Source organism: Leifsonia sp. 1010 (assembly GCF_031455295.1).
Taxonomy (GTDB): domain Bacteria; phylum Actinomycetota; class Actinomycetes; order Actinomycetales; family Microbacteriaceae; genus Leifsonia.
Genome location: NZ_JAVDSL010000001.1, coordinates 1,897,896 through 1,917,691 on the forward strand (window position 1 = coordinate 1,897,896; position 19,796 = coordinate 1,917,691).

The 19,796-nt window shown below is 70.7% G+C and carries 18 protein-coding genes; 12 read left to right on the forward strand and 6 right to left on the reverse strand.

All coding sequences use genetic code 11. The annotated features are described in order from the left end of the window. Positions 1 to 28 precede the first annotated feature (28 nt). Entirely contained in the window at positions 29 to 1,201 is a 1,173-nt protein-coding gene (locus tag J2Y42_RS09155; RefSeq protein WP_309857183.1) for a hypothetical protein, read from the reverse strand. Between the two features lie 210 nt (positions 1,202 to 1,411). On the opposite strand from J2Y42_RS09155, the gene J2Y42_RS09160 reads away from it, so the two are divergent. Genes J2Y42_RS09160 through J2Y42_RS09170 form a run of 3 tightly spaced genes read left to right on the forward strand, consistent with a single transcriptional unit; the run spans position 1,412 to position 3,487 of the window. Continuing rightward, positions 1,412 to 2,299 carry a glycosyltransferase family 2 protein gene (locus tag J2Y42_RS09160; protein ID WP_309857186.1) on the forward strand — a complete coding sequence of 296 codons (888 nt, stop codon included), beginning with the start codon at positions 1,412 to 1,414 and terminating at the stop codon, positions 2,297 to 2,299. Between the two features lie 52 nt (positions 2,300 to 2,351). Continuing rightward, the gene (locus J2Y42_RS09165) at positions 2,352 to 3,089 is read left to right on the forward strand and encodes a glycosyltransferase family 2 protein (protein ID WP_309857188.1); all 738 of its coding nucleotides are present in this window, start codon (positions 2,352 to 2,354) and stop codon (positions 3,087 to 3,089) included. Next, a complete protein-coding gene (locus J2Y42_RS09170; protein WP_309857191.1) occupies positions 3,086 to 3,487 on the forward strand; it encodes a DUF2304 domain-containing protein in 402 nt (133 codons plus the stop codon). Before J2Y42_RS09165 ends, J2Y42_RS09170 begins: the two co-directional genes overlap by 4 nt. Positions 3,488 to 3,520: 33 nt before the next feature. Here J2Y42_RS09170 and J2Y42_RS09175 read toward each other — a convergent pair whose 3' ends face one another. From J2Y42_RS09175 to manA, 3 genes are read right to left on the reverse strand one after another with little or no spacing between them, the layout of a single operon-like run. Further along, the gene (locus J2Y42_RS09175) at positions 3,521 to 4,810 is read right to left on the reverse strand and encodes an exopolysaccharide production protein (protein WP_309857193.1); all 1,290 of its coding nucleotides are present in this window, start codon (positions 4,808 to 4,810) and stop codon (positions 3,521 to 3,523) included. Positions 4,811 to 4,819: 9 nt separating this feature from the next. Next, complete coding sequence (locus J2Y42_RS09180; protein WP_309857194.1) at positions 4,820 to 6,163, reverse strand: O-antigen ligase family protein; 1,344 nt, start codon at positions 6,161 to 6,163, stop codon at positions 4,820 to 4,822. Positions 6,164 to 6,206: 43 nt separating this feature from the next. Beyond that, on the reverse strand, positions 6,207 to 7,364 hold the full coding sequence (manA, locus tag J2Y42_RS09185) for a mannose-6-phosphate isomerase, class I (RefSeq protein ID WP_309857197.1): 1,158 nt from the start codon (positions 7,362 to 7,364) through the stop codon (positions 6,207 to 6,209). Positions 7,365 to 7,479: 115 nt separating this feature from the next. Between manA and J2Y42_RS09190 the strand changes: the two genes are divergently transcribed. Beyond that, positions 7,480 to 8,658, forward strand: coding sequence for an acyl-CoA dehydrogenase family protein (locus J2Y42_RS09190; protein ID WP_309857200.1), 1,179 nt, complete (start codon positions 7,480 to 7,482; stop codon positions 8,656 to 8,658). On the opposite strand, the gene J2Y42_RS09195 is transcribed toward J2Y42_RS09190, so the two are convergent. Further along, positions 8,633 to 9,142, reverse strand: coding sequence for a hypothetical protein (locus J2Y42_RS09195; RefSeq protein WP_309857203.1), 510 nt, complete (start codon positions 9,140 to 9,142; stop codon positions 8,633 to 8,635). The genes J2Y42_RS09190 and J2Y42_RS09195 overlap by 26 nt on opposite strands. 95 nt (positions 9,143 to 9,237) lie before the next feature. Between J2Y42_RS09195 and galE the strand changes: the two genes are divergently transcribed. The 4 genes from galE to J2Y42_RS09215 all read left to right on the forward strand — a co-directional run bounded on the left by galE (position 9,238) and on the right by J2Y42_RS09215 (position 15,482). Next, the gene (gene galE, locus J2Y42_RS09200; protein WP_309857206.1) at positions 9,238 to 10,200 is read left to right on the forward strand and encodes a UDP-glucose 4-epimerase GalE; all 963 of its coding nucleotides are present in this window, start codon (positions 9,238 to 9,240) and stop codon (positions 10,198 to 10,200) included. Between the two features lie 186 nt (positions 10,201 to 10,386). Then, positions 10,387 to 10,710: a WhiB family transcriptional regulator gene (locus tag J2Y42_RS09205; protein WP_018190075.1), complete on the forward strand. Its 324-nt coding sequence runs from the start codon at positions 10,387 to 10,389 to the stop codon at positions 10,708 to 10,710. A 73-nt stretch (positions 10,711 to 10,783) separates the two neighbouring features. Next, complete coding sequence (locus J2Y42_RS09210) at positions 10,784 to 14,053, forward strand: glycosyltransferase (protein ID WP_309857208.1); 3,270 nt, start codon at positions 10,784 to 10,786, stop codon at positions 14,051 to 14,053. After that, on the forward strand, positions 14,046 to 15,482 hold the full coding sequence (locus tag J2Y42_RS09215; protein ID WP_309857211.1) for a DUF5719 family protein: 1,437 nt from the start codon (positions 14,046 to 14,048) through the stop codon (positions 15,480 to 15,482). Before J2Y42_RS09210 ends, J2Y42_RS09215 begins: the two co-directional genes overlap by 8 nt. Before the next feature lie 41 nt (positions 15,483 to 15,523). Here J2Y42_RS09215 and J2Y42_RS09220 read toward each other — a convergent pair whose 3' ends face one another. Then, positions 15,524 to 15,967 carry a metallopeptidase family protein gene (locus J2Y42_RS09220; RefSeq protein WP_309857212.1) on the reverse strand — a complete coding sequence of 148 codons (444 nt, stop codon included), beginning with the start codon at positions 15,965 to 15,967 and terminating at the stop codon, positions 15,524 to 15,526. 42 nt (positions 15,968 to 16,009) lie between these two features. On the opposite strand from J2Y42_RS09220, the gene J2Y42_RS09225 reads away from it, so the two are divergent. The 4 genes from J2Y42_RS09225 to J2Y42_RS09240 all read left to right on the forward strand — a co-directional run bounded on the left by J2Y42_RS09225 (position 16,010) and on the right by J2Y42_RS09240 (position 19,783). Beyond that, positions 16,010 to 16,219 (forward strand): DUF3499 family protein, encoded by a 210-nt coding sequence (locus J2Y42_RS09225; RefSeq protein WP_026307082.1) that lies wholly within the window; start codon positions 16,010 to 16,012, stop codon positions 16,217 to 16,219. Between the two features lie 65 nt (positions 16,220 to 16,284). Beyond that, positions 16,285 to 17,706: a phosphomannomutase/phosphoglucomutase gene (locus J2Y42_RS09230; protein ID WP_309857216.1), complete on the forward strand. Its 1,422-nt coding sequence runs from the start codon at positions 16,285 to 16,287 to the stop codon at positions 17,704 to 17,706. A 47-nt stretch (positions 17,707 to 17,753) separates the two neighbouring features. After that, positions 17,754 to 19,232: an adenosylhomocysteinase gene (gene ahcY, locus J2Y42_RS09235; RefSeq protein WP_309857218.1), complete on the forward strand. Its 1,479-nt coding sequence runs from the start codon at positions 17,754 to 17,756 to the stop codon at positions 19,230 to 19,232. Next, positions 19,232 to 19,783 (forward strand): GNAT family N-acetyltransferase, encoded by a 552-nt coding sequence (locus J2Y42_RS09240; RefSeq protein ID WP_309857220.1) that lies wholly within the window; start codon positions 19,232 to 19,234, stop codon positions 19,781 to 19,783. The genes ahcY and J2Y42_RS09240 overlap by 1 nt, the downstream gene beginning before the upstream one ends. The last annotated feature ends 13 nt before the right edge of the window (positions 19,784 to 19,796 follow it).

Sequence of the window (19,796 nt, forward strand, 5' to 3'; positions counted from 1 at the left end):
CGCGTCATGAACCAGCGGTTCCCACGTGTTACCGAACGCGCATCCCGACCAGGTGCACGACGAGACCGACGGCGGGACCGGCGGCCAGCGCGAGCGCCGCTCTCTCGGGCAGGGGCAGCGGAAGGAACAGAAGAGCCAGAGTGACCACCGAGGCCGCCACCCACCCGATCGCATAGAGCCCGTGAAGGTTCCGCGCGAGAACGGCGGAGCCGCTCACAAAGAGTGCCCCGATCAGCCCGGACGAAGCGATGAGCGCGACCAGGACCCCCGACCCGAGGTCGAACTCCGGCCCGAACACGAACCGCATGACCGGCAGCCCCCAGAGCCACGCCGCCAGGCACAGCACCGCGATCACGGCCGCGATGGCGCCGAGCAGCACGGCCACGGTCCTTCCCGTGTTCTCCGGGTGGTGCGAGAAGCGGTTCACCAGGAAACTGGACAGCGCCGTCAACGGGACGAGGATGGGCGCGCGCGTCAGCGTGATCGCCAACACGAGCGAGCCGAGGTCGGCGTGGTTGTCGGGGCCCGCGAAGAACGAGAGTACGAGCGGGAAGCCGTTGATCAGCACCGCGGTCGCGGATGCCGCGAGCATCGTGCGGCCGGTGTTCGCGACCAGGGCGCCCAATCCGAGCGAGACGCGCGCATTCTGGACGAGCGCCCGAGGCGCGGTCAGGAACACGATCGCGAGCGACACCGGGAACGGCAGGATCACGGCGATGGCGAGCGGGACGATGTCATCCGTGACGCCGAGCACCGCGACGACCCCGATGACACGCAGGATGCCGTCGAGCGCGACGATCGCGGCCAGCTGCCGCCACATCCCCGCCCCCGCCATGACTCCGGATGCAGCCGCCACCAGGCAGTTCAGCGCCGCCCCGGCAGCCACGAACCACGCGAGCCCCGCGTTCGCCGCGCCCAGGCTGGGAACCGCCCACAGCAGGCTCGTGAGGAGAACGACGACGCCCACGGTCACGGCGGCGACGGAGGCGAAAGCCCAGAGAGAGGTCGTCCGGGGGGAGGCGGCCGGTGCATCCGGAACCGCTGAGGGCTCCGCCACAGCGCGCGCGGTCTGTGCGGTCGCCCGCGTCGACTCCTGCTGCAGACCGAACAGAATCCCCACGACGAGGAAGAGCGCCGACCAGAAGACGGAGAAGACGCCGTAGCCGGCAGCGCCCACCTCCGTGTACACCCGCCACGTCACGACATAGCCCGCAACACCTGCAATCGCGGTCGCTCCGAGGATCAGAACGACGGACGAACGGGCCGATCGAGGAGCCGCCGGTTCCTCGAGATCCGGGATGGGCTCGTTCAGCGGTTCGAAAGCGGTGATGGGTGGCTCCCCGTGACGCATGAAAGGATGGACGGCGACCGCGGCGCGCGGCACGCTTACCCTACGACGAAAGTCAGACGAGTGACGATCGACATCATGATGCCGTTCTACGGCGACCCGGACCTGTTCCGTGCCGCAGTGGAGAGCGTCTTGGCGCAGACCGACCCTGACTGGCGTCTGGTCGTCGTCGACGACGTGTACCCCGACAGGGAGCCCGGCGAGTGGGTCGCCTCCCTGAGCGACCCGCGTGTCGAGTACGTCCGCAACGAGGCGAACCTCGGCGTGAACGGCAACTTCTCGAAATGCGTCCGGCTGGTCGAGGCGGACTACTTCGTGCTGATGGGATGCGACGACCTGATGGAGCCCGGCTACGTGGCGTCCATGCGCACGGCCATCGCGGAGCATCCCGACGCCTCGTACCTTCAGCCGGGGGTGACGGTCATCGGCGACGACGGCCTCCCCGCCCTCCCGCTCGCCGACCGCGTGAAGACCTGGTATCGGCCGGACAAGAGCGATCCACTGGTCATGACCGGTCAAGACCTCGCCGTGAGCCTCCTGCGCGGCAACTGGACCTACTTCCCCTCGATCTGCTGGCGCAGGGAGGCGGTGGACCGACACGGATTCAACGGGTCCTTCGACGTCGTGCTCGACCTCGCGCTGCAACTCGACATCGTGCTCGATGGAGGCGACCTGGTTCTGCTGCCCGAGCGCACGTTCCGTTACCGTCGCCACGAGGGGAGCGTCTCCTCCTGGACGGCGCTGGACGGAACGCGCTTCGAGGAGGAGCGCGCCTTCTTCCTCGAGACCAAGCGGCGGCTCCGGGCCCGCGGGTGGACGCGGGCCGCGCGCGTCGCGTCGGCGCACCTGTCGAGCCGGCTCAACGCCGCTACTCGGCTCCCCGCGGCCGTGTCCAAGCGCGACGGCGCAGGGGTCCGCTCCCTGCTCGGTCACGTCCTGCGCGGGTGGTGAGGGCCTCGCCTTCGCCGCTTCCGGACACCCCCGACTGCTAGAATCCCTGATCATGCCCACCTCGCTCGCACAGACGCTGATCGTCGTGCCCGCCTTCAACGAGGAGGCCTCCGTCGGCGCCGTCGTCCACGAGATCGCCGAGAAGCTGCCCGGCGTGAGCGTCCTGGTCGTCGATGACGGCTCGGCCGACACCACCAGCGTCGTCGCGGCCGAGGCGGGCGCCGAGGTCGCCCGGCTTCCCTTCAACATGGGCGTCGGCGGCGCGATGCGCTTCGGCTTCAAGTACGCGCTGGAACACGGCTACAGCAACGTCATCCAGATCGACGCGGACGGCCAGCACGACCCGGGCAACGTGCCCGCTCTGCTCGCGGCGCTCGAGAACGCGGACCTGGCGATCGGCGCCCGCTTCGCCGGCGCAGGCGACTACACCGTCCGCGGCCCGCGCAAGTGGGCGATGCGGATGCTGTCGCGCACGCTGAGCCGTACGGCAGGGACGACGCTCAGCGACACCACCTCCGGATTCAAGGCGAGCGGTCCGCGCGCCGTCGCCCTGTTCGCCCGCAACTACCCCGCGGAGTACCTCGGCGACACCATCGAGGCGCTCGTGATCGCGGCCCGCGCCGGCTGCCGCATCGTGCAGGTCCCGGTGATCATGCGGCCGCGTGCCGCGGGCGTCCCGTCGCACAACCCGGTCAAGGCTGCGACCTACCTCGGCCGCGCCTTCCTCGCTCTCGGTTTCGCCCTGTTCCGCCCGATCGCCCCCGCCGAGAGGCAGCTGAACGCGTCGTGAGTCTCACCGCCTACATCCTCGGCATCCTCGCCGCACTGCTCACCCTGGGTGTCGTCATCGAGATGATGCGCCGCAAGCGGATGCGCGAACGGCACGCCATCTGGTGGCTGCTCGCCGGCACGCTGGCGCTCATCATCGGCATCTTCCCGGGCATCCTGAACTGGACGGCCGAACTCCTGGGTGTCGGCGTCGGAACCAACCTCGTGTTCTTCGTCAGCATCGCTGTGCTGTTCCTGGTCTGCATCCAGGCGAGCGCCGAGCTCACCACCCTCGAGGACAAGACCCGGTCGCTCGCCGAGCAGACGGTGCTGCTGCAGCTGCGCGTCAAAGAGCTCGAGCGCCGGCTCGCCGCCGACGACGGCCGCGCCTCGGACGCGGGCGCGCCTCCCGCGGCCTGACCATCGAGCCGGAGCTGCGCACGCCCTGCGGGCTCAGCTCGCGTCGCGGTGCGGCAGCCGAAGCCGCCAGCTCATCCCCTGCGACGCCTTCACCGTGCAGATGACGAGCACCATCCAGCCGGACTCCACCAGGATCGAGCTCTCGAACACGCTCGTGACCAGCAGCGCGACGAGCACGAGCGGGGCCCAGGCGTAGACGACGCTGCGGCGGTTGGAGGCCAGCAGCCAGGAGCGGCTGAACGCCAGCGCGATCAGGGCGACGAAGAGCAGCAGGCCGATGACGCCGACCTGGAGGTACACGTCGAGGTACGCGTTCAGTCCGTCGGAGTGATAGACCCCGGTGTTCGCCTGGATGGCCGTGAACGGGTAGAGGTCCGTCGGCCAGGCGCCGATCCATCCCCACCCGACCGTCTGCTGCACCGGGATCAGCTGCCAGATCTGGATCCACAGCTGATAGCGCACCTGGAAGTCGGAGCGCGCGTTGAGCAGGTCGATCACGCGCGTGCGGTAGATGTAGGCGGTCACGAGCGCTGCGACGGTGAGGATCGCGAGTCCCCACTGGAAGTACGGGCGCTGGTTCGCCGGGGCCTTCCGCAGCAGGTAGAGGGCGAGGGTGGCGAGTCCGACGACCACCGAGACCGCCGCGATGACGGGGGAGTGGGCGAGCAGGATGCAGAGGCCGGCGAGCGTGATGGAGTACGCCGCGACGGGCGGCCGCACCGATCGGGTGCGGAGCTCGACGAGGAACGTCACGAACGCGATCAGGGCGACGATGCTGAGCTGGTTGCGGGTGCCGAACAGCCCCTGGATCGGGCCGCCGAGGCCGATGTTGCCCTGGATGCCGAGGAAGCGGATCGGCGCATCCAGCAGCAGTCCGCTCAGCACCTCCAGCGCCAGCGACAGGGTGAGCAGGAATCGCAGGGCGTCGCCGACGACGCGGACGATCTGGATGGCGTCGCGCACCAGCGCGATGTACACGGCGATGAAGGCGAAGATCAGCTGGTACACCACCCCGGTGAGCGTCGCCCACTGGTACTGGCTCCACAGGATGGAGGCCGCACACCATCCGACGAACAGCAGCGCAGAGATGGGCAGCAGGCCGTGCCACTCGATCAGCCGCCACTGCGCCGCGAACGAGAGGGCCGCGAGGACCACCAGCACGGCGAGGGCGCCGATCAGCCCCGGCCAGCCGATCAGCCCGCGGATGGCGTGCGTCGAGAACCCGGTGATGACCGCCAGCAGGGCGAGCGTCGAAGTGAAACGGGCGGAACCGAGGAACTCGATGACCGCGGGCGGCACCAGGGTTCGACGGGGCGTTGCCATGCTCACAGACTACGGGGCCGTCGTGTTCGCGGACCGCTTGGTGGCCACCGAGAGCGCCACGAGGAGCGCCCAGCCGCCTTCGATCAGGATGCGGCTCTCGGCGAAGCTCTGAGCGATCAGGGCGCCGAGGAGCAGCAGCGGCAGCAGGGTGACCGCGCGGTACGGCTGGTCGTCGACGATCGTGGAGCGGGGGCGGTCGACGGCGAGGAACCAGGCGCGGCCGAACGTCGTGAGCACGAGCAGGATGAAGACGACGAGGCCGACGATCCCGAGTTGCAGCCACACGTCGAGCCACGCGTTGTGCGCCTGCAGGTATTCGACGCCGTTGCGGGTGGCGAGGCCGTCGAAGGGCTTCACCCACGGCGCCCAGTAGCTGACCCATCCCCAGCCGAAGGCCGGGCGTTCCTGCGCGAGGTGCGTGACAGCCGCCCAGATGTCGAGGCGCCCGGTGAGGTCCTCGCTCTTGCCGAACAGGGCGGGGATGCGCGAGGAGAACAGCGAGACGCCCACGATCACGGCCGCCACCACGACGATCGCCACCAGGTAGACGGGACCCCGTCGCTCAGCGCCGGCACGGCGGCCCCACAGCGCGAACGCCAGCACGACGGCGGTGACGAGCGCGGCCGCGGTGACCGTCGCCGAGCGGGTGAGCGCGAGGGTCAGCACCGCCACGATCAGCCAGCCCAGCGCCGAGCCGTGTCGCGTGGTCCGGTCGGCGACCTGGATGGCGAACACCACGATCGCCAGCAGCGCGATCATGGCCAGCAGGTTGCTGTTGCCCACGATGCCCTGGATCGGTCCGCCGTGGAACAGCAGGTCGCGGCTCCAGAAGAAGGCCTGGGGGAGCTTCCCCTCCGGCACTGTGTAGACCGGCGTGAGCGGAAGCACCGGCTGCCGGACGAAGAGGGCGACGACCAGCTCGAAGACCAGCGAGAGACCCAGGATCCAGCGGAACGCGTTGCCGAGAGCGCTGAGCAGGCCGGGCCACCCCAGGCGCAGTCCGAGGAAGACCCCGCCGAGTGCCGTGACGAGCGTCGACAGGACTCCGAGAGCGCTCGCCCCCGGGTACGCCGACCATGCGATCGACGCGATCGCCAGCACCAGGAACAGCAGCAGCGTCTTCGGCGTGGTCCTCCAGCGGAAGCGGGGGCGCGAGCTCACGATGAGCACCGCGCTGACGACGGCGAGCACTCCGGCCAGGACGAAGTACCCCGGCCAGCTGATCGTGTTGCGCCAGAAGTCGCCGGCGAACAGGGTGAACAGCACGAGCGCGGCGAACGCGTTCTCCGCCGTGCCGGTCGCGGTGCGCGCGACGGCGATGCGGGCGGGGAGCGTGGCGCGGGGCGATGTCACCTGGGAAGGATAGCCGACCGCACCCGGCGATCCCGTCGGCGGCTCAGGAGTTCGGGTGCGCGACGAACACCGTACCGTGGCCGCTCACCCTGAGCTCCGTCTCGTCGACCACGACCGCCGACTCACCGCGGGCGAGCGTCACCGTGTCGTTCGCGCCGCTCAGCTTCACCTCTCCGTCGGTGACGAGTGCGATGGCCGTGCCGGGGAGGCGGACGGTCGTGGGTTGTCCGTCGTCGACGACGATGTGCTCCAGAGCGAAGTCGGGCACGTCGGGCCGGAAGGTCTCCACGCCGGCGGCCGGGTGCTCCGGCGCGAGCGGCGTCGCCTCGATCGGCGTGAAGTCGAGCACGCTCACCAGCTCGGGTACGTCGATGCGCTTGCGTGTCAGTCCGCCGCGGAGCACGTTGTCGGACGCAGCCATCAGCTCGATGCCGAGACCGCGGAGGTAGGCGTGGATGTTCCCCGCGGGCAGGTAGAGCACCTGGCCGGGGCGCAGAGTCGCGCGGTTCAGCAGCAGTGCGAGGACGATCCCGGGGTCGCCGGGGAAGGCCTCGTCGAGCATGCGCACCGTGTCGGCGTCGCGGTCGTCCGGGAGGGCGCGCGCCGCACGGACCACCTCCGCGACGAGCAGGTCGACTTCCGGGTCCTCCCCGAGCAGCCATTCTGTCGCACGCCGCAGCGCGGCGCCGGGCTCGCCGACGAGGGTGCGGGCGAACCCGCTGAGCACGGCACCGCCGGGGGTGGCGGCCGCGAGACGCTCGAAGGCATGGCGCGACTCCTCCGTGTCGCGGAACCCGCACAGGGCCTCGAAGGGATCACTGAGGGCGAAGATGAGCTCCGGCTTGTGGAACGGGTCCTTGTAGTTGCGCTCAGGAGAGTCGGGCGCGAGCCCCGCCGCGTTCTCGCGCTCGAAGCCGGCGCGGGCCTGCTCCGGGGAGGGATGCGCCTGCAGCGACAGCGGCCCCGCAGCGGCCAGCACCTTCAGCAGGTACGGGAGGTCGCGCGTGCGCTCCCAGGCGGCGAGGTCGGCCGCGCCGCCGGCCAGGGCCGGGTCGAGCACGCGGGCGGGGGAGCCGGGATGGGCGCCGAGCCACAGCTCCGCCTCCGGTCCGCCGCTCGGCTCCGTGCCGAGGAGGCCCGCGATCGCGGTCGTGGAGCCCCACGCGTAGTCGCGCGGGGTGTTGCCGATGCGCACAAACATCCGTCGCCATCCCTTTCGTTCCGTTGGACCAAACTACCAATCGCTTTGTCCGCGCCGCGCGCGTTCCTTAGGCTGACGGCGGCCCGACCATCCCTGTGGACGCAATGGAGCAGACATGCCCTTCGAGACCATCGCCGGCGACTTCTACGGCTTCGAGAACCTCCTCTCCGACCGTGAGAAGGACTTCATCACCACGCTGCGCTCGCAGCTGGAGTCCGAGGTGAAGCCGATCGTCAACGAGTACTGGGAGAAGGCGGAGTTCCCGCACCAGATCATCGACGTCCTGCACAGGAACGGCGCCATCGGACTCGGCTTCCCGGAGACCGCTCCATTCGAGAACTCCGCCGTGTTCCGTGGCTGGGTCGCACTGGAGCTGGCGCGGGTCGACGCCTCCGTGAGCACGTATGTCGGCGTGCAGAACGGTCTCGCCCTCGGGGCGATCGGCGTCTGCGGTTCGGACGAGCAGCGCGCGGAGTGGCTACCGAAGCTGGCGAGCGGCGAAGTGCTCGGCGCCTTCGGTCTCACCGAGCCGACTTCTGGCTCGGACTCCGCGCAGGGCCTCAAGACCGTGGCGACCCGCGACGGCGACAACTGGGTGCTGAACGGCTCCAAGCGCTGGATCGGGAACGCCACGTTCAGCGACATCACCGTGATCTGGGCGAAGAGCGCGGAGGACGGCCAGGTGAAGGGCTTCATCGTCCCCAACTCCACCCCCGGCTTCACGACGACGAAGATCGAGGGCAAGCAGTCCCTCCGGATCGTGCAGAACGCCGACATCACGCTCGAGAACGTCGTCGTTCCCGAGTCGCTCCGCCTGCAGAACGCGAACAGCTTCAAGGACACCGCCCGGGTGCTCCGCCTCACCCGCGCCGAGGTCGCCTGGGCTGCCGTCGGCGTCGCGGTCGGCGCCTACGAGGCGGCCCTGCGTTACACGAAGGAGCGCGTCCAGTTCGGCAAGCCGATCGCCTCCCACCAGCTCATCCAGGACCTCCTGGTCAAGTCGATCGGCAACATCACGGCCTCGATCGGCCTGTGCACCCGCGTCTCGCAGATGCTCGACGACGGCGAGCAGCGCGACGAGCACTCGGCCCTGGCGAAGGCCTTCGCGACCGCGCGGATGCGCGAGACGGTCGCCTGGTGCCGCGAGGCTCTCGGAGGAAACGGCATCGTGCTCGACTACGACGTCGCCCGCTTCTTCGCGGATGCCGAGGCCCTGTACTCCTACGAGGGCACGCGCGAGATGAACACGCTCATCGTCGGCCGCGCGATCACCGGGCAAGCGGCGTTCGTGTGAGCTTCTCCGCGGCCTCCAGTCGCATCGTCAGCCGGTGGGCGAACAGCAGAGGGATGACCCCGAACACACCGAACGACATGTCGATCAGCTGCCAGCCGATCGGGATGCTGCGCGCGGCGCCCGCGATCAGCGCGAGCGGGATGACGCCGGCGCAGGCGATCATCCCGAACCGGATCACCCAGATGTTGCGGACGGGATCGACCAGCGGGCCGATGAACGCCACCGCGATGACGAGGTGCGCGAACGCGAGCCAGTCCGTCCCGTAGGCGAGGAACGGGTAGCGCGTCCCCGTGTCGGTGACCGCGTCGCGGACGCGGTCCACCCAGTGGACGAGGTCGGGCAGCAGTGCGGGCGCCGGCGTGAAGTGCAGGACCTGGGACGCCCAGCGGAGTTCGGCCTCCAGCGGGAACGCGGTCAGTCCGCTGAGGACGAGTCCGACGAGGAAGACGACGAGCCAGACCCGGACGGCCGTGATGGTGCGCATGCTCCGACCGTAGGACGGGGCGGGCGCCCGTCGCGTCCGTCGAGCGGACGATAGTCTGGCGGCATCCCGTTGACGAACGATCAGGAGGACCGCACGTGGCGTGGTTGGTGACCGGAGGCGCAGGCTATATCGGAGCGCACGTCGTGCGGGCGTTCCTCGACGAGGGGATGGACGTGGTCGTCGTCGACGACCTGTCGAGCGGTCACGAGGAGTTCGTGCCGGCGGATGTGCCGTTCTACCGGGGCACCATCCTCGACGGCGAGCTGCTGTCGCGCATTTTCGCCGAGAACACGGTCTCCGGCGTCGTGCATGTCGCCGGCTTCAAGTACGCCGGTGTGTCCGTTCAGCGGCCGCTTCACACCTACGAGCAGAACGTGACCGCCACCGCGGTGCTGCTCGCCGCGATGCAGGACGCCGGCGTCGATGCCGTCGTGTTCAGCTCGTCCGCCGCGGTCTACGGCACGCCGGACGTCGACATCGTCACCGAGGCGACGCCCAAGAACCCCGAGTCGCCCTACGGCGAGTCGAAGCTGATCGGCGAGTGGCTGCTGCGCGACCAGGGCGTCGCGGCGGGCCTCCGCCACACCTCCCTGCGCTACTTCAACGTGGTCGGATCGGGCGATCCGGCGCTCCGCGATACCAGCCCTCACAACCTGTTCCCGCTCGTCTTCGACGCCCTGGTCGCCGGCCGCACCCCTCGCATCAACGGGAACGACTACCCGACCCCCGACGGCACCTGCGTCCGCGACTACATCCACGTCGCCGACCTGGCGGTCTCGCACGTCGCGGCCGCGAAGCGACTCGACGCCGGCGAGGCGATCGAGCCCGTCTACAACCTGGGCAGCGGCGACGGCGTCTCCGTCGGCCAGATCATGTGGACGGTGGCCGAGGTGACGGGAATCGCCTTCACCCCAGAAGTGGGGCCTCGACGCGCAGGGGATCCCGCGAGGATCGTGGCTTCGGGAGACCTCGCAGCACGCGATCTCGACTGGAGGATGCGTCACTCGCTCGAGGACATGGTGCGCAGCGCCTGGGAAGCACGCCAGGCGGCGTCCTGACACCGTTCCCGACAGGCCCGGCCGACCGGGCGTGTCGGGATTGTTGTCGTTCTCCGGCGCGTCGCGAACTCTCGACCTGCGGTCAAGGCTTTACGATTCGCGACTTGACGTGAGCGAATGACAACGGTGTAATTAGGGCAACGCGGGAATCTCGTGTTTCAGCAGTTCATGGGTGGGGAGACCGATATGCCAGTTCCTGAATATCGTTCTGGGGTACCCGACGACTGGTTCATCGACCCGGTCCGCCTCGGGGTCCCGGGCGTCCGACCGGCGGAGGTCGAAGAAGACAACCCGCTGGCCTGGCAGACCGACGCTCTCTGCGCTCAGACGGATCCGGAGGCGTTCTTCCCCGAGAAGGGCGGCTCGACCCGCGACGCGAAGCGCATCTGCACCTCGTGCGAGGTGCGGTCGCAGTGCCTCGAATACGCTCTCGCCAACGACGAGCGGTTCGGGATCTGGGGCGGCCTCTCCGAGCGCGAGCGCCGCAAGCTCCGCAAGCGCGCCGGCTGACTCGTTCGCTGAAACCGCGCCGCGCCCGACCCAAAGACGGGATCGGCGCGAGCCCGACCTAGGCTGACTGGCGATGTATCCGAGAGTCACCGCCATCGTCGTCGCCCACAGCGGCGGCCCCCGCCTGCAGCGCACTCTCGACGCCCTCGCGGAGCAGACCCGTCGACCGGACGCCGTGATCGCCGTCGACTGTGCGACCTCCGACGACGCCGCCCGTCTGCTCTCGGAAGCCCAGCCCACCCAGCTGCTCAATGTCCCCGAGAAGCTCCCGTTCGGCGCTGCCGTCGCGACGGCTGTGCGGGTCCTGCCTCCCGCGTCCGATTCGGAGCAGCTGCTCTGGCTGCTGGCGCAGGACACCGCGCCGGAACCGGGGGCGTTGGAGGCGCTGCTCGCGGCGCTCGAGGTGTCTCCCTCGGTCGCCGTGGTCGGTCCGAAGCTGGTGGATTGGGATGACCCGGCTCTGATCCGCGAGTTCGGTGAGGCGATGACGCCGTTCGGCGCCTCTGTGCCGCTGGTCGAGAACGAGCTCGACCAGGCTCAGCACGACGGCCTGAGCGACGTCTTGGCCGTTTCGAGCGCGGGGATGCTCGTCCGTCAGGCGCTCTGGGAGCGGCTCGAGGGCTTCGACCCCGCCCTGCCGACCGTCGAGGACGGTCTCGACTTCTGCACACGGGCCCGCCTGGCCGGGTTCCGCGTCACGTTGGTGGCTCAGGCGCGCGTCGCCATCGCGGGGGAGGGCGTCGCCGGGCCGAACCTCTCGTCGAAGTGGACGGTGCGCCGTCGTCTGTCGGGGGAGCGGCGCCGTGCGCAGTTGCATCGACGGATGGTGTACGCCCCCGGATGGGCCGTCCCGCTGCACTGGCTGACCCTGGTGCCGCTCGGCATCCTGCGCGGGCTCCTGCGGCTTCTGCGCAAGGAGCCGGGCTCGGTCGGCGGTGAACTCGGTGCCGCGTTCCGGGTGGCGTTCTCCGGCCTCGCGGTGAGCGGCGCCCGGCGGCGCCTCGCGGCCGCCCGCGAGGTGAGCTGGGCGGCAGTCGCCCCTCTGCGCATCCCGTTCGCCGAGGTGCGCCGCGCCCGTGCGCTGAAACACGAAGCGGCGATGGTCCGCCAGCAGGGCGAGAAGCAGGACCTCGACTTCTTCGGGACCGGCGGCGGCTGGGCGGTGCTCGCCGCGCTCCTCGTCGGCGTCGCCCTGTTCTTCCCCCTCATCGGCTCCGGCGCGCTCTCCGGCGGCGGACTCCTGCCGCTCGACTCATCCGTCGGCCAGCTCTGGGCGGACCTCGGCTACGGCTGGCGCGACACGAGCCTCGGCTTCGTCGGCGCCGCTGACCCGTTCTCCGCGGTGCTCGCGGTCCTGGGAACGCTGACGTTCTGGCAGCCGTCCCAGTCGCTCGTGCTGCTCTGGATCCTCGCCGTGCCGCTCGCGGCGCTCGGCGCCTGGCTCGCGGCCGCACGGCTGACCACCCGGGCAACGCTCCGTGCGTTCGCCGCGCTCGCCTACGCGTTGGCACCGACCCTGCTGGTGGCTCTGCAGGGCGGGCGCCCGTCGGCAGTGCTCGCGCACATCCTGCTGCCGTGGCTGTTCTTCGCCGGCCTCGCCGCCCGCCGGTCCTGGGCGGCCAGCGCCACCACGGCCCTGCTCGCCGCAGCGACGGCGGCGTGCGCCCCGATCCTCATCCCGGCGCTCGTCATCGCGTGGATCGCCGCCCTCGTCTTCGCCGGCCGTCGCGCCGCGCGCATCGCGTTCATCCCGCTGCCCGCCCTCGTGCTGTTCGCGCCGCTCGTCTGGCAGCAGGGAGCCCGCGGAGCCTGGCTGTCGATCTTCGCGGACCCGGGCGTCCCGCTGGACGCACGGCAGACGCCGGCCTGGCAGCTCGCGCTCGGCTTCCCGGACGGCACCCTCGGCGGCTGGCATGCTCTCGCCACCGCCCTGCAGCTGCCGACGGCGTCGGCCAACCTGATCGTCCCGATCCTGCTGGCGCCGCTCGGCGTGCTGGCGATCCTCGCCCTCTTCTTGCGGGGCACGGTCCGGGCGATCGTCGCCCTGTTGGTCGCCCTCGCCGGGTTCCTGACGGCCGTCGCCGCCCTCCACGTGCAGGTCGCGGTCTCGGGCGGCACCGTCGTCCCGATCTGGCCGGGCACCGCGGTGAGCCTGTACTGGCTCGGGCTCATCGGCGCCGCCGTTCTCGCGCTGTCCGCCATCGGACGCGCCGCCGTCTATCCGGCCTGGGTCGCGATCGTGACGCTGGCGATCGCCGTCGTGCCGGTCGGGATCGTCAGCCTCACGGGTCACGCCGAGGTCGCCGAGAGCGACGGCCGCACGATGCCCGCCGTCGTCACGGCCAAGGCGGCCACGCAGCCGCGCACCGGGACGCTGCGCATCATCCCGCAGGGCGAGGGCGGCATCCGCGCCGAAATCGTGCGGGGCAGCGGTCAGACGCTCGACGACCAGTCGACGCTCGCGGACACCCAGCGCGCGCTCACGGCCGACCAGCGGGCGCTGGCGCAGCTGGCGGGCAACCTCTCCTCCCGAAGCGGATACGATGCGTCGGCCGAGCTGAAGCGCCTCGGCATCGACTTCGTTCTGCTGACACCCCCGCAGACCGCCCTGCCGGGCCAGGACGTCGCGGCCGGCGACGCCACGCGTACGCGCGCGGCCGTGGCGATGGATGCGAACCCGCTGCTCGCGCCGGTGGGCGTCACCTCCACCGGTCGGCTCTGGGCCTTCGACCGAGGAACGTCCGATGTCCCCGCCGCGGCCCAGATCCCCGCGAACGCCGGAGGCATCTGGCGCGTCATCGTGCTGCTCGTACAGGGCATCGTCGTCGGTCTCACTGTGCTGATGGCCATTCCGACCACGCGATCCGCAGACCGCATCTCCGAGCTGTCGGCCCGCCGGCCCGACCGTCGGCGCCGTGAGGAGGCCGCGGTCGAGCCAGACGATGAGCCCGAGACGCCGGCCGCCGCCGATGGTGTGGCGGACGAGAGCCTCGACGAGTACGAGGCGGAGCCGGACGACGAGGCCGTCGTGGAGTCCGCCGAGGAGGAGGACGTTCCGGACGTCGAGCCGGCGGTGGAGAGCGAGCCGGCTGTGGAGAGCAAGCCGGTCGTGGACACCGAGCCGGTCACGGAGAGCGAGCCGGAGCTGCCGTCCGCGTCGGATGGCGAGCCCGAATCGAGCCGGGACGAGCCCGTCGACACCGCCCTCGACGACACCGATCGCCCCTTCGAGCGCGAGCCGGAGCGCGTGACGACGCCCCCGTCGCCGACGACGCTCGAAGACGGACTGGAGGAGACCATCATCCGACCACGACGCAGCTTCGAGGGAGGCGACCGTGGCTGACCGCAGAGGCATCGCCCGCATCGGTGCGCGCGCCGTCGGCGGCCTGGTGGGCGTCGGCATCGCCGTCGTAGCCGTCGCCGGGGCCACCCTGCTCCCGCTGCCCGACTTCGCGATCGGGGCACCCGCACAGGTCGTGACCCCCGTACCGGCGGATCAGCAGCGCATCTGCCCCGGGCCGCTGCTCCAGCTGGCGGCCGACGCGGGAGAGGCCACCCGTCCGAGCGCAGTCGGCGCCCCGACCTACACCTCCCGCGCGGAAGGCGCAGAGGTGCGCACGAGCACCCTGAAGCCGGACGCCGACACGTCCTCGTCGGACGAGTCGCCGCTGGTGGCGACCGTCTCCACTCCGCAGGGCGCCACGAAGCCGCCGCTGTTCGCCGCCGCCCAGTCCCAGACGGCCGCCGCGGACGACCTCTTCGGGCTGGCCGCCGCTGCGTGCGCCGAGCCGAGCGCCGACACCTGGCTCGCCGCCGGCTCGACCTCCCTCGGCCAGACGAGCCTTGTGATGCTCTCGAACGCGAGCGAGGTCGATGCAACGGTCGACCTGACGCTGTACACCGAGACCGGCCCGGTCAGCGCACCGGGCGCCGCCGGCATCCTGGTCCCGGCCGGATCCCAGAAGGTCGTCCCGCTCGCCGGGCTCGTGCCATCCGCCGCGGCGCCGGTCGTCCGTGTGCAGACGACCGGCGGCGAGGTCGCCGCATCGCTCCAGCAGAGCTTCGAGCAGGGCATCCAGCCGCGCGGAGCCGAACTCGCCGGGCCGACCGGCGCCCCGGCACGCCAGCAGATCATCCCAGGGGTCACGATCGCCTCGATGGCGGCGGTCCAGGCGGAGCAGTCGGCGGAGGGCGTCGGATTCACCTACCCGGTCGTCCGACTCCTCGTTCCCGGCGACACCGACGCCCAGATCACGATCGGCGCCGTCGGCGAGGCCGGCACGGCAGCGGGCGACTCGTACGCCACCACCGTCAAGGCGGGAACAGTCGCCGAGGTTCCGCTCGACCACCTCAAGGACGGCAACTACACGGTCACCGTGAACGCGAACGTCCCCGTCGTCGCCGCGGTCCGCACCTCGGTCATCGGGACCAGGACGCGCGACTTCACCTGGTTCTCGTCGGCCCAGCCGCTCCAGAAGGATCTGCTCGCAACCGTCCCGACGGACGGCGCGGCCACCTTCCACTTCGCGAACGCCGGCGAGGCCGACAAGACGGTGACGGTGCAGGGGCTCGCACCCGGCAGCAAGCCCGCCACGCTGACGGTCCCCGCGGAGGGAGGCGCGCTGTTGCGCGTCGCACCGGACAGCTACCGCATCACGGGCGCGGACGGCCTGCGCGGCAGCATCAGCTTCGCCGCGGACGGTCGCGCGAGCAGCTTCGCGCTCACTCCGCCCGGTCCGCTCGCCGCACCGATCACGGTCTACCCGAACTGACCGGAGGGGCGGATCGCCCCTCGCCGATCAGACGTGCCGGATCAGAAGTGCCGGTAGCGGTCGGGGGCGAGGTCCCACGGGTCCTTGCCGAGCAGCTCGGCGACCGCGCGGAAGACGCATCCCTCGATGTACATGCGCCGGTGCAGCTCGTCGTCGTGGTGCAGCTTGGTCAGGCGCTGGATGGGCACCCGGTAGAGGACGATGCGCCGGTGGACCGCATCCACCCGCCAGCGGTCGACGCCGTCGGCGCCCGAGTTGCCGATCGGAGTCGCCGCGACCTCGAAGTGGACGTTCGCCAGTTCCTCCGGCCAGACGCCCTTGAGGTAGTCGGCGGTGGATGCGACGGTCATGTCGAAGAAATCGATCCGGTTCTGGAGCATCGGCAGGTGCGGGCCGGTCACCGGCCCCCGCGCGCCACGGCCGTGCCTGCTCCGCCAGCGGCTGGTCGCCGGGGTCTGACTGCTGGTGCGGCGGTTGCGGGGCATGTCGCCATCCTACGTCGGCCGCCGTCCGGTAGTCTGAGCCCGATGTTGAGCCGTCCCTGTTCCCGTGTCGCGTGTCCTCGCGATGCCGTGCAGACGCTCACCTACGTCTACGCCGACTCGATGGCCGTGCTCGGACCGCTGAGCCTGAAGCACGAGCCGCACTCGTACGACCTGTGCGCCATCCACGCCGAGCGGCTCTCCGCACCGCAGGGCTGGCAGATCGTCCGGCACGTCAGCGTCGCCGACGCCTGACTCCGGCGCCTGACTCCGGCGCCCGGCTCCGGCATCCGGGGCGGCCGTCGCGATAGGTTAGGGCCATGAGCATCACCGACCCGCGTCTGCAGTCCGTCGTCAAGACCTACGACATCCGTGGACTGGTCGGGAAGGACCTCACGGAGGAGGTCGTCGAGGCCATCGCCGCGGCCTTCGTCGACGAGGTGGAGGCCGCGGGGACCGACGTCATCGTCGGCCACGACATGCGCGACTCCTCTCCGGCTTTCGCCGCGGCCTTCGCCCGCGGAGCGCAGGCGCGCGGTGCCGACGTCGTGTCGATCGGGCTGTGCTCCACCGACGAGTCGTACTTCGCCTCCGGCTCTCTGCAGGCGCCGGCCGCGATGTTCACAGCGAGCCACAACCCCGCGACGTACAACGGCATCAAGCTCTCTCGGGCCGGTGCCCAGGGCCTCAGCATGGACACCGGCCTCGGTGCGGTGCGCGACCGTGCCGCCGAGTACCTGCGCGACGGCATCCCCGCCGTCGACCGCCCGGGATCCTTCCGCGAGGAGGATGTGCTCGAGCGCTACGCCGCCTACCTGCGCTCGCTCGTCGACCTGAGCGGCATCCGGCCGATCAGGGTCGTGGTCGACGCGGGCAACGGGATGGGCGGGCTGACCGTTCCGGCCGTGCTCGAAGAGGCCGCCGGGCTTTCTGCGCTTCCGATCACCGTCATCCCGCTGTACTTCGAGCTCGACGGCACGTTCCCCAACCACGAGGCCAACCCGCTGGAGCCGAAGAACATCGTGGACCTGCAGCGCGCGGTCGTCGAGCACGGCGCCGACCTCGGTCTCGCCTTCGACGGCGACGCCGACCGCTGCTTCGTCGTGGACGAGCGCGGTTCGGCCGTCACGCCGTCCGCCGTGGCCGCGATCGTCGCCCTGCGAGAGATCGCGCGGGCTCGGGCCGAGGATCCGGACGCGGAGATCACCGTCATCCACAACCTCATCACGTCGAACATCGTCCCCGAGACGATCGAGGCAGCGGGGGCGGTTCCGCTGCGGACCCGCGTCGGCCACACCCTCATCAAGGATGCGATGCGCCGCTCCGGCGCCGTGTTCGGCGGCGAGCACTCGGCGCACTACTACTTCCGCGACTTCTGGAGCGCCGACAACGGGATGCTCGCGGCGATGCACCTGCTCGCCGAGTTCGGTGCGCAGGACCGCCCGCTGTCCGAGCTGTCCGCCCGCTACACGCCGTACGCGATGTCGGGGGAGATCAACTCGACCGTCGCGGACGTCCCAGCGGCCTTCACCCGCATCGTGGAGGCGTTCACGCCGCGCGCCGACTTCGACGAGCTCGACGGCCTCACGGTCACCGGCCGGGTCGGGCAGGACGAGCCGTTCTGGTGGTTCTCGGTGCGCCCGTCCAACACCGAGCCGCTGCTGCGACTGAACGTCGAGGCGGCCGACCAGGCGACGATGGCGCGCATCCGCGACGAGGTGCTCGCGCTCATCCGCGCCTGAGCGTCATCCCCGGGACGCAGCGGGGAGGGCATGCCACAATAGAGGCCATGCCTGCTAGTGCCACCACCGCCCTGCCGTTCAAGGTCGCCGACCTCTCCCTCGCCGCCGCCGGGCGGCACCAGATCCGGCTCGCCGAGAACGAGATGCCCGGGCTGATGGCCCTCCGCGCGGAGTTCGGCGACGCGAAGCCGCTCGCCGGTGCGCGCATCGCCGGCTCCCTGCACATGACCGTGCAGACCGCCGTGCTGATCGAGACCCTGGTCGCGCTCGGCGCCCGGGTGCGCTGGGCCAGCTGCAACATCTTCTCCACGCAGGACGAGGCGGCCGCCGCGATCGCCGTCGGCCCGACCGGCACCCCCGAGGCGCCTGCGGGCGTCCCCGTATTCGCCTGGAAGGGCGAGACGCTGGAGGAATACTGGTGGTGCACCCAGCAGATCTTCGACTGGTCGACGGAGGCCGCCGCCGACGGCGCCGACTACCTCGGCCCGAACCTCATCCTCGACGACGGCGGCGACGCGACCCTGCTCGTCCACAAGGGCCGCGAGTTCGAGCTCGCAGGCGCCGTGCCGGAGGACGCCGCGTCCGACAGCCACGAGTACCGCGTCATCCTGGCGGCTCTGCGCGAGTCGCTCGCCGCCTCCACGGACCGCTGGACCCGGATCGCCGCCGACATCCTCGGCGTCACCGAGGAGACCACCACGGGCGTGCACCGACTGTACGAGCTGGCCAAGGACGGCCAGCTGCTCTTCCCGGCGATCAACGTCAACGACTCGGTCACCAAGAGCAAGTTCGACAACAAGTACGGCATCCGCCACTCCCTCCCGGACGGCCTGAACCGCGCGACCGACGTCCTCATCGGCGGCAAGGTCGCGTTCGTCGCCGGCTACGGCGATGTGGGCAAGGGTGCGGCGGAAGCGCTCCGCGGCCAGGGAGCGCGCGTCATCGTCAGCGAGGTCGACCCGATCAACGCGCTGCAGGCGGCGATGGACGGCTACCAGGTCGCCCGGCTCGAGTCGGTGATCGACCAGGTCGACATCCTCATCACCGGAACGGGCAACGTGAACGTGGTGACCCTCGACCACCTGCTCGGCCTCAAGCACCTCGCCATCGTCGCCAATGTGGGCCACTTCGACAACGAGATCGACATGGCGTCGCTCGAGGCACTGCCCGGCGCGGAGAAGGTCGAGATCAAGCCCCAGGTGCACGAGTGGCGCCTGCCGACCGGCCGCAGCATCCTGGTGCTCTCCGAGGGCCGTCTGATGAACCTCGGCAACGCCACCGGCCACCCCAGCTTCGTCATGAGCAACTCGTTCACCAACCAGGTGCTCGCGCAGCTCGAGCTGTACGTGTCGCCGGAGAACTACCCGGTCGGCGTGTACGTGCTGCCCAAGCACCTCGATGAGAAGGTCGCGCGCCTGCACCTTGACGCGCTGGGTGTCGAGCTGACGACGCTCACCGACGAGCAGGCCGCCTATATCGGCGTCCCGGTCGACGGTCCCTACAAGGTCGACCACTACCGCTACTGATGGTCCTCGACTTCGCCGACCGGGAGCTTCCCGACGGCCTGATCCTCCGGGTGCGGAGAGAGCAGGACGCCGGGGCGCTCGCCGCCGCCTACCAGCGCAATCGCGGGCACCTGGCCCCGTGGGACCCGACTCGCACGGAGGACTTCTTCACGGAGGCCGGGCAGCTCGCTCAGACGCGTGAACTACTGGCGCTGCGCGACGTGGATGCGGCCCTCCCGCTCGTGATCGCCGACGGCGACCAGATCGCCGGCGGGTTCACGCTCAGCCAGCTCGTCCGCGGCGCGTTCCAGTCGGCGAGCGTCGGCTACTGGCTCGACCGCGACCACGTCGGCCGGGGGCTCGCCTCCGCGGCGCTCGGTGCGCTCATCGACGCGGCACGCGACGAGTACGGCCTGCACCGCATCCAGGCGGCGACGCTGCTCGCCAACCATGCCTCCCAGTCAGTCCTGACCCGCGCCGGATTCGAGCGGATCGGTGTCGCCCCGAACTATCTCAAGATCGCGGGCCGCTGGCAGGACCACGTGCTGTTCCAGCGCATCCTGCACGACTGAGCGCGGTCACGCG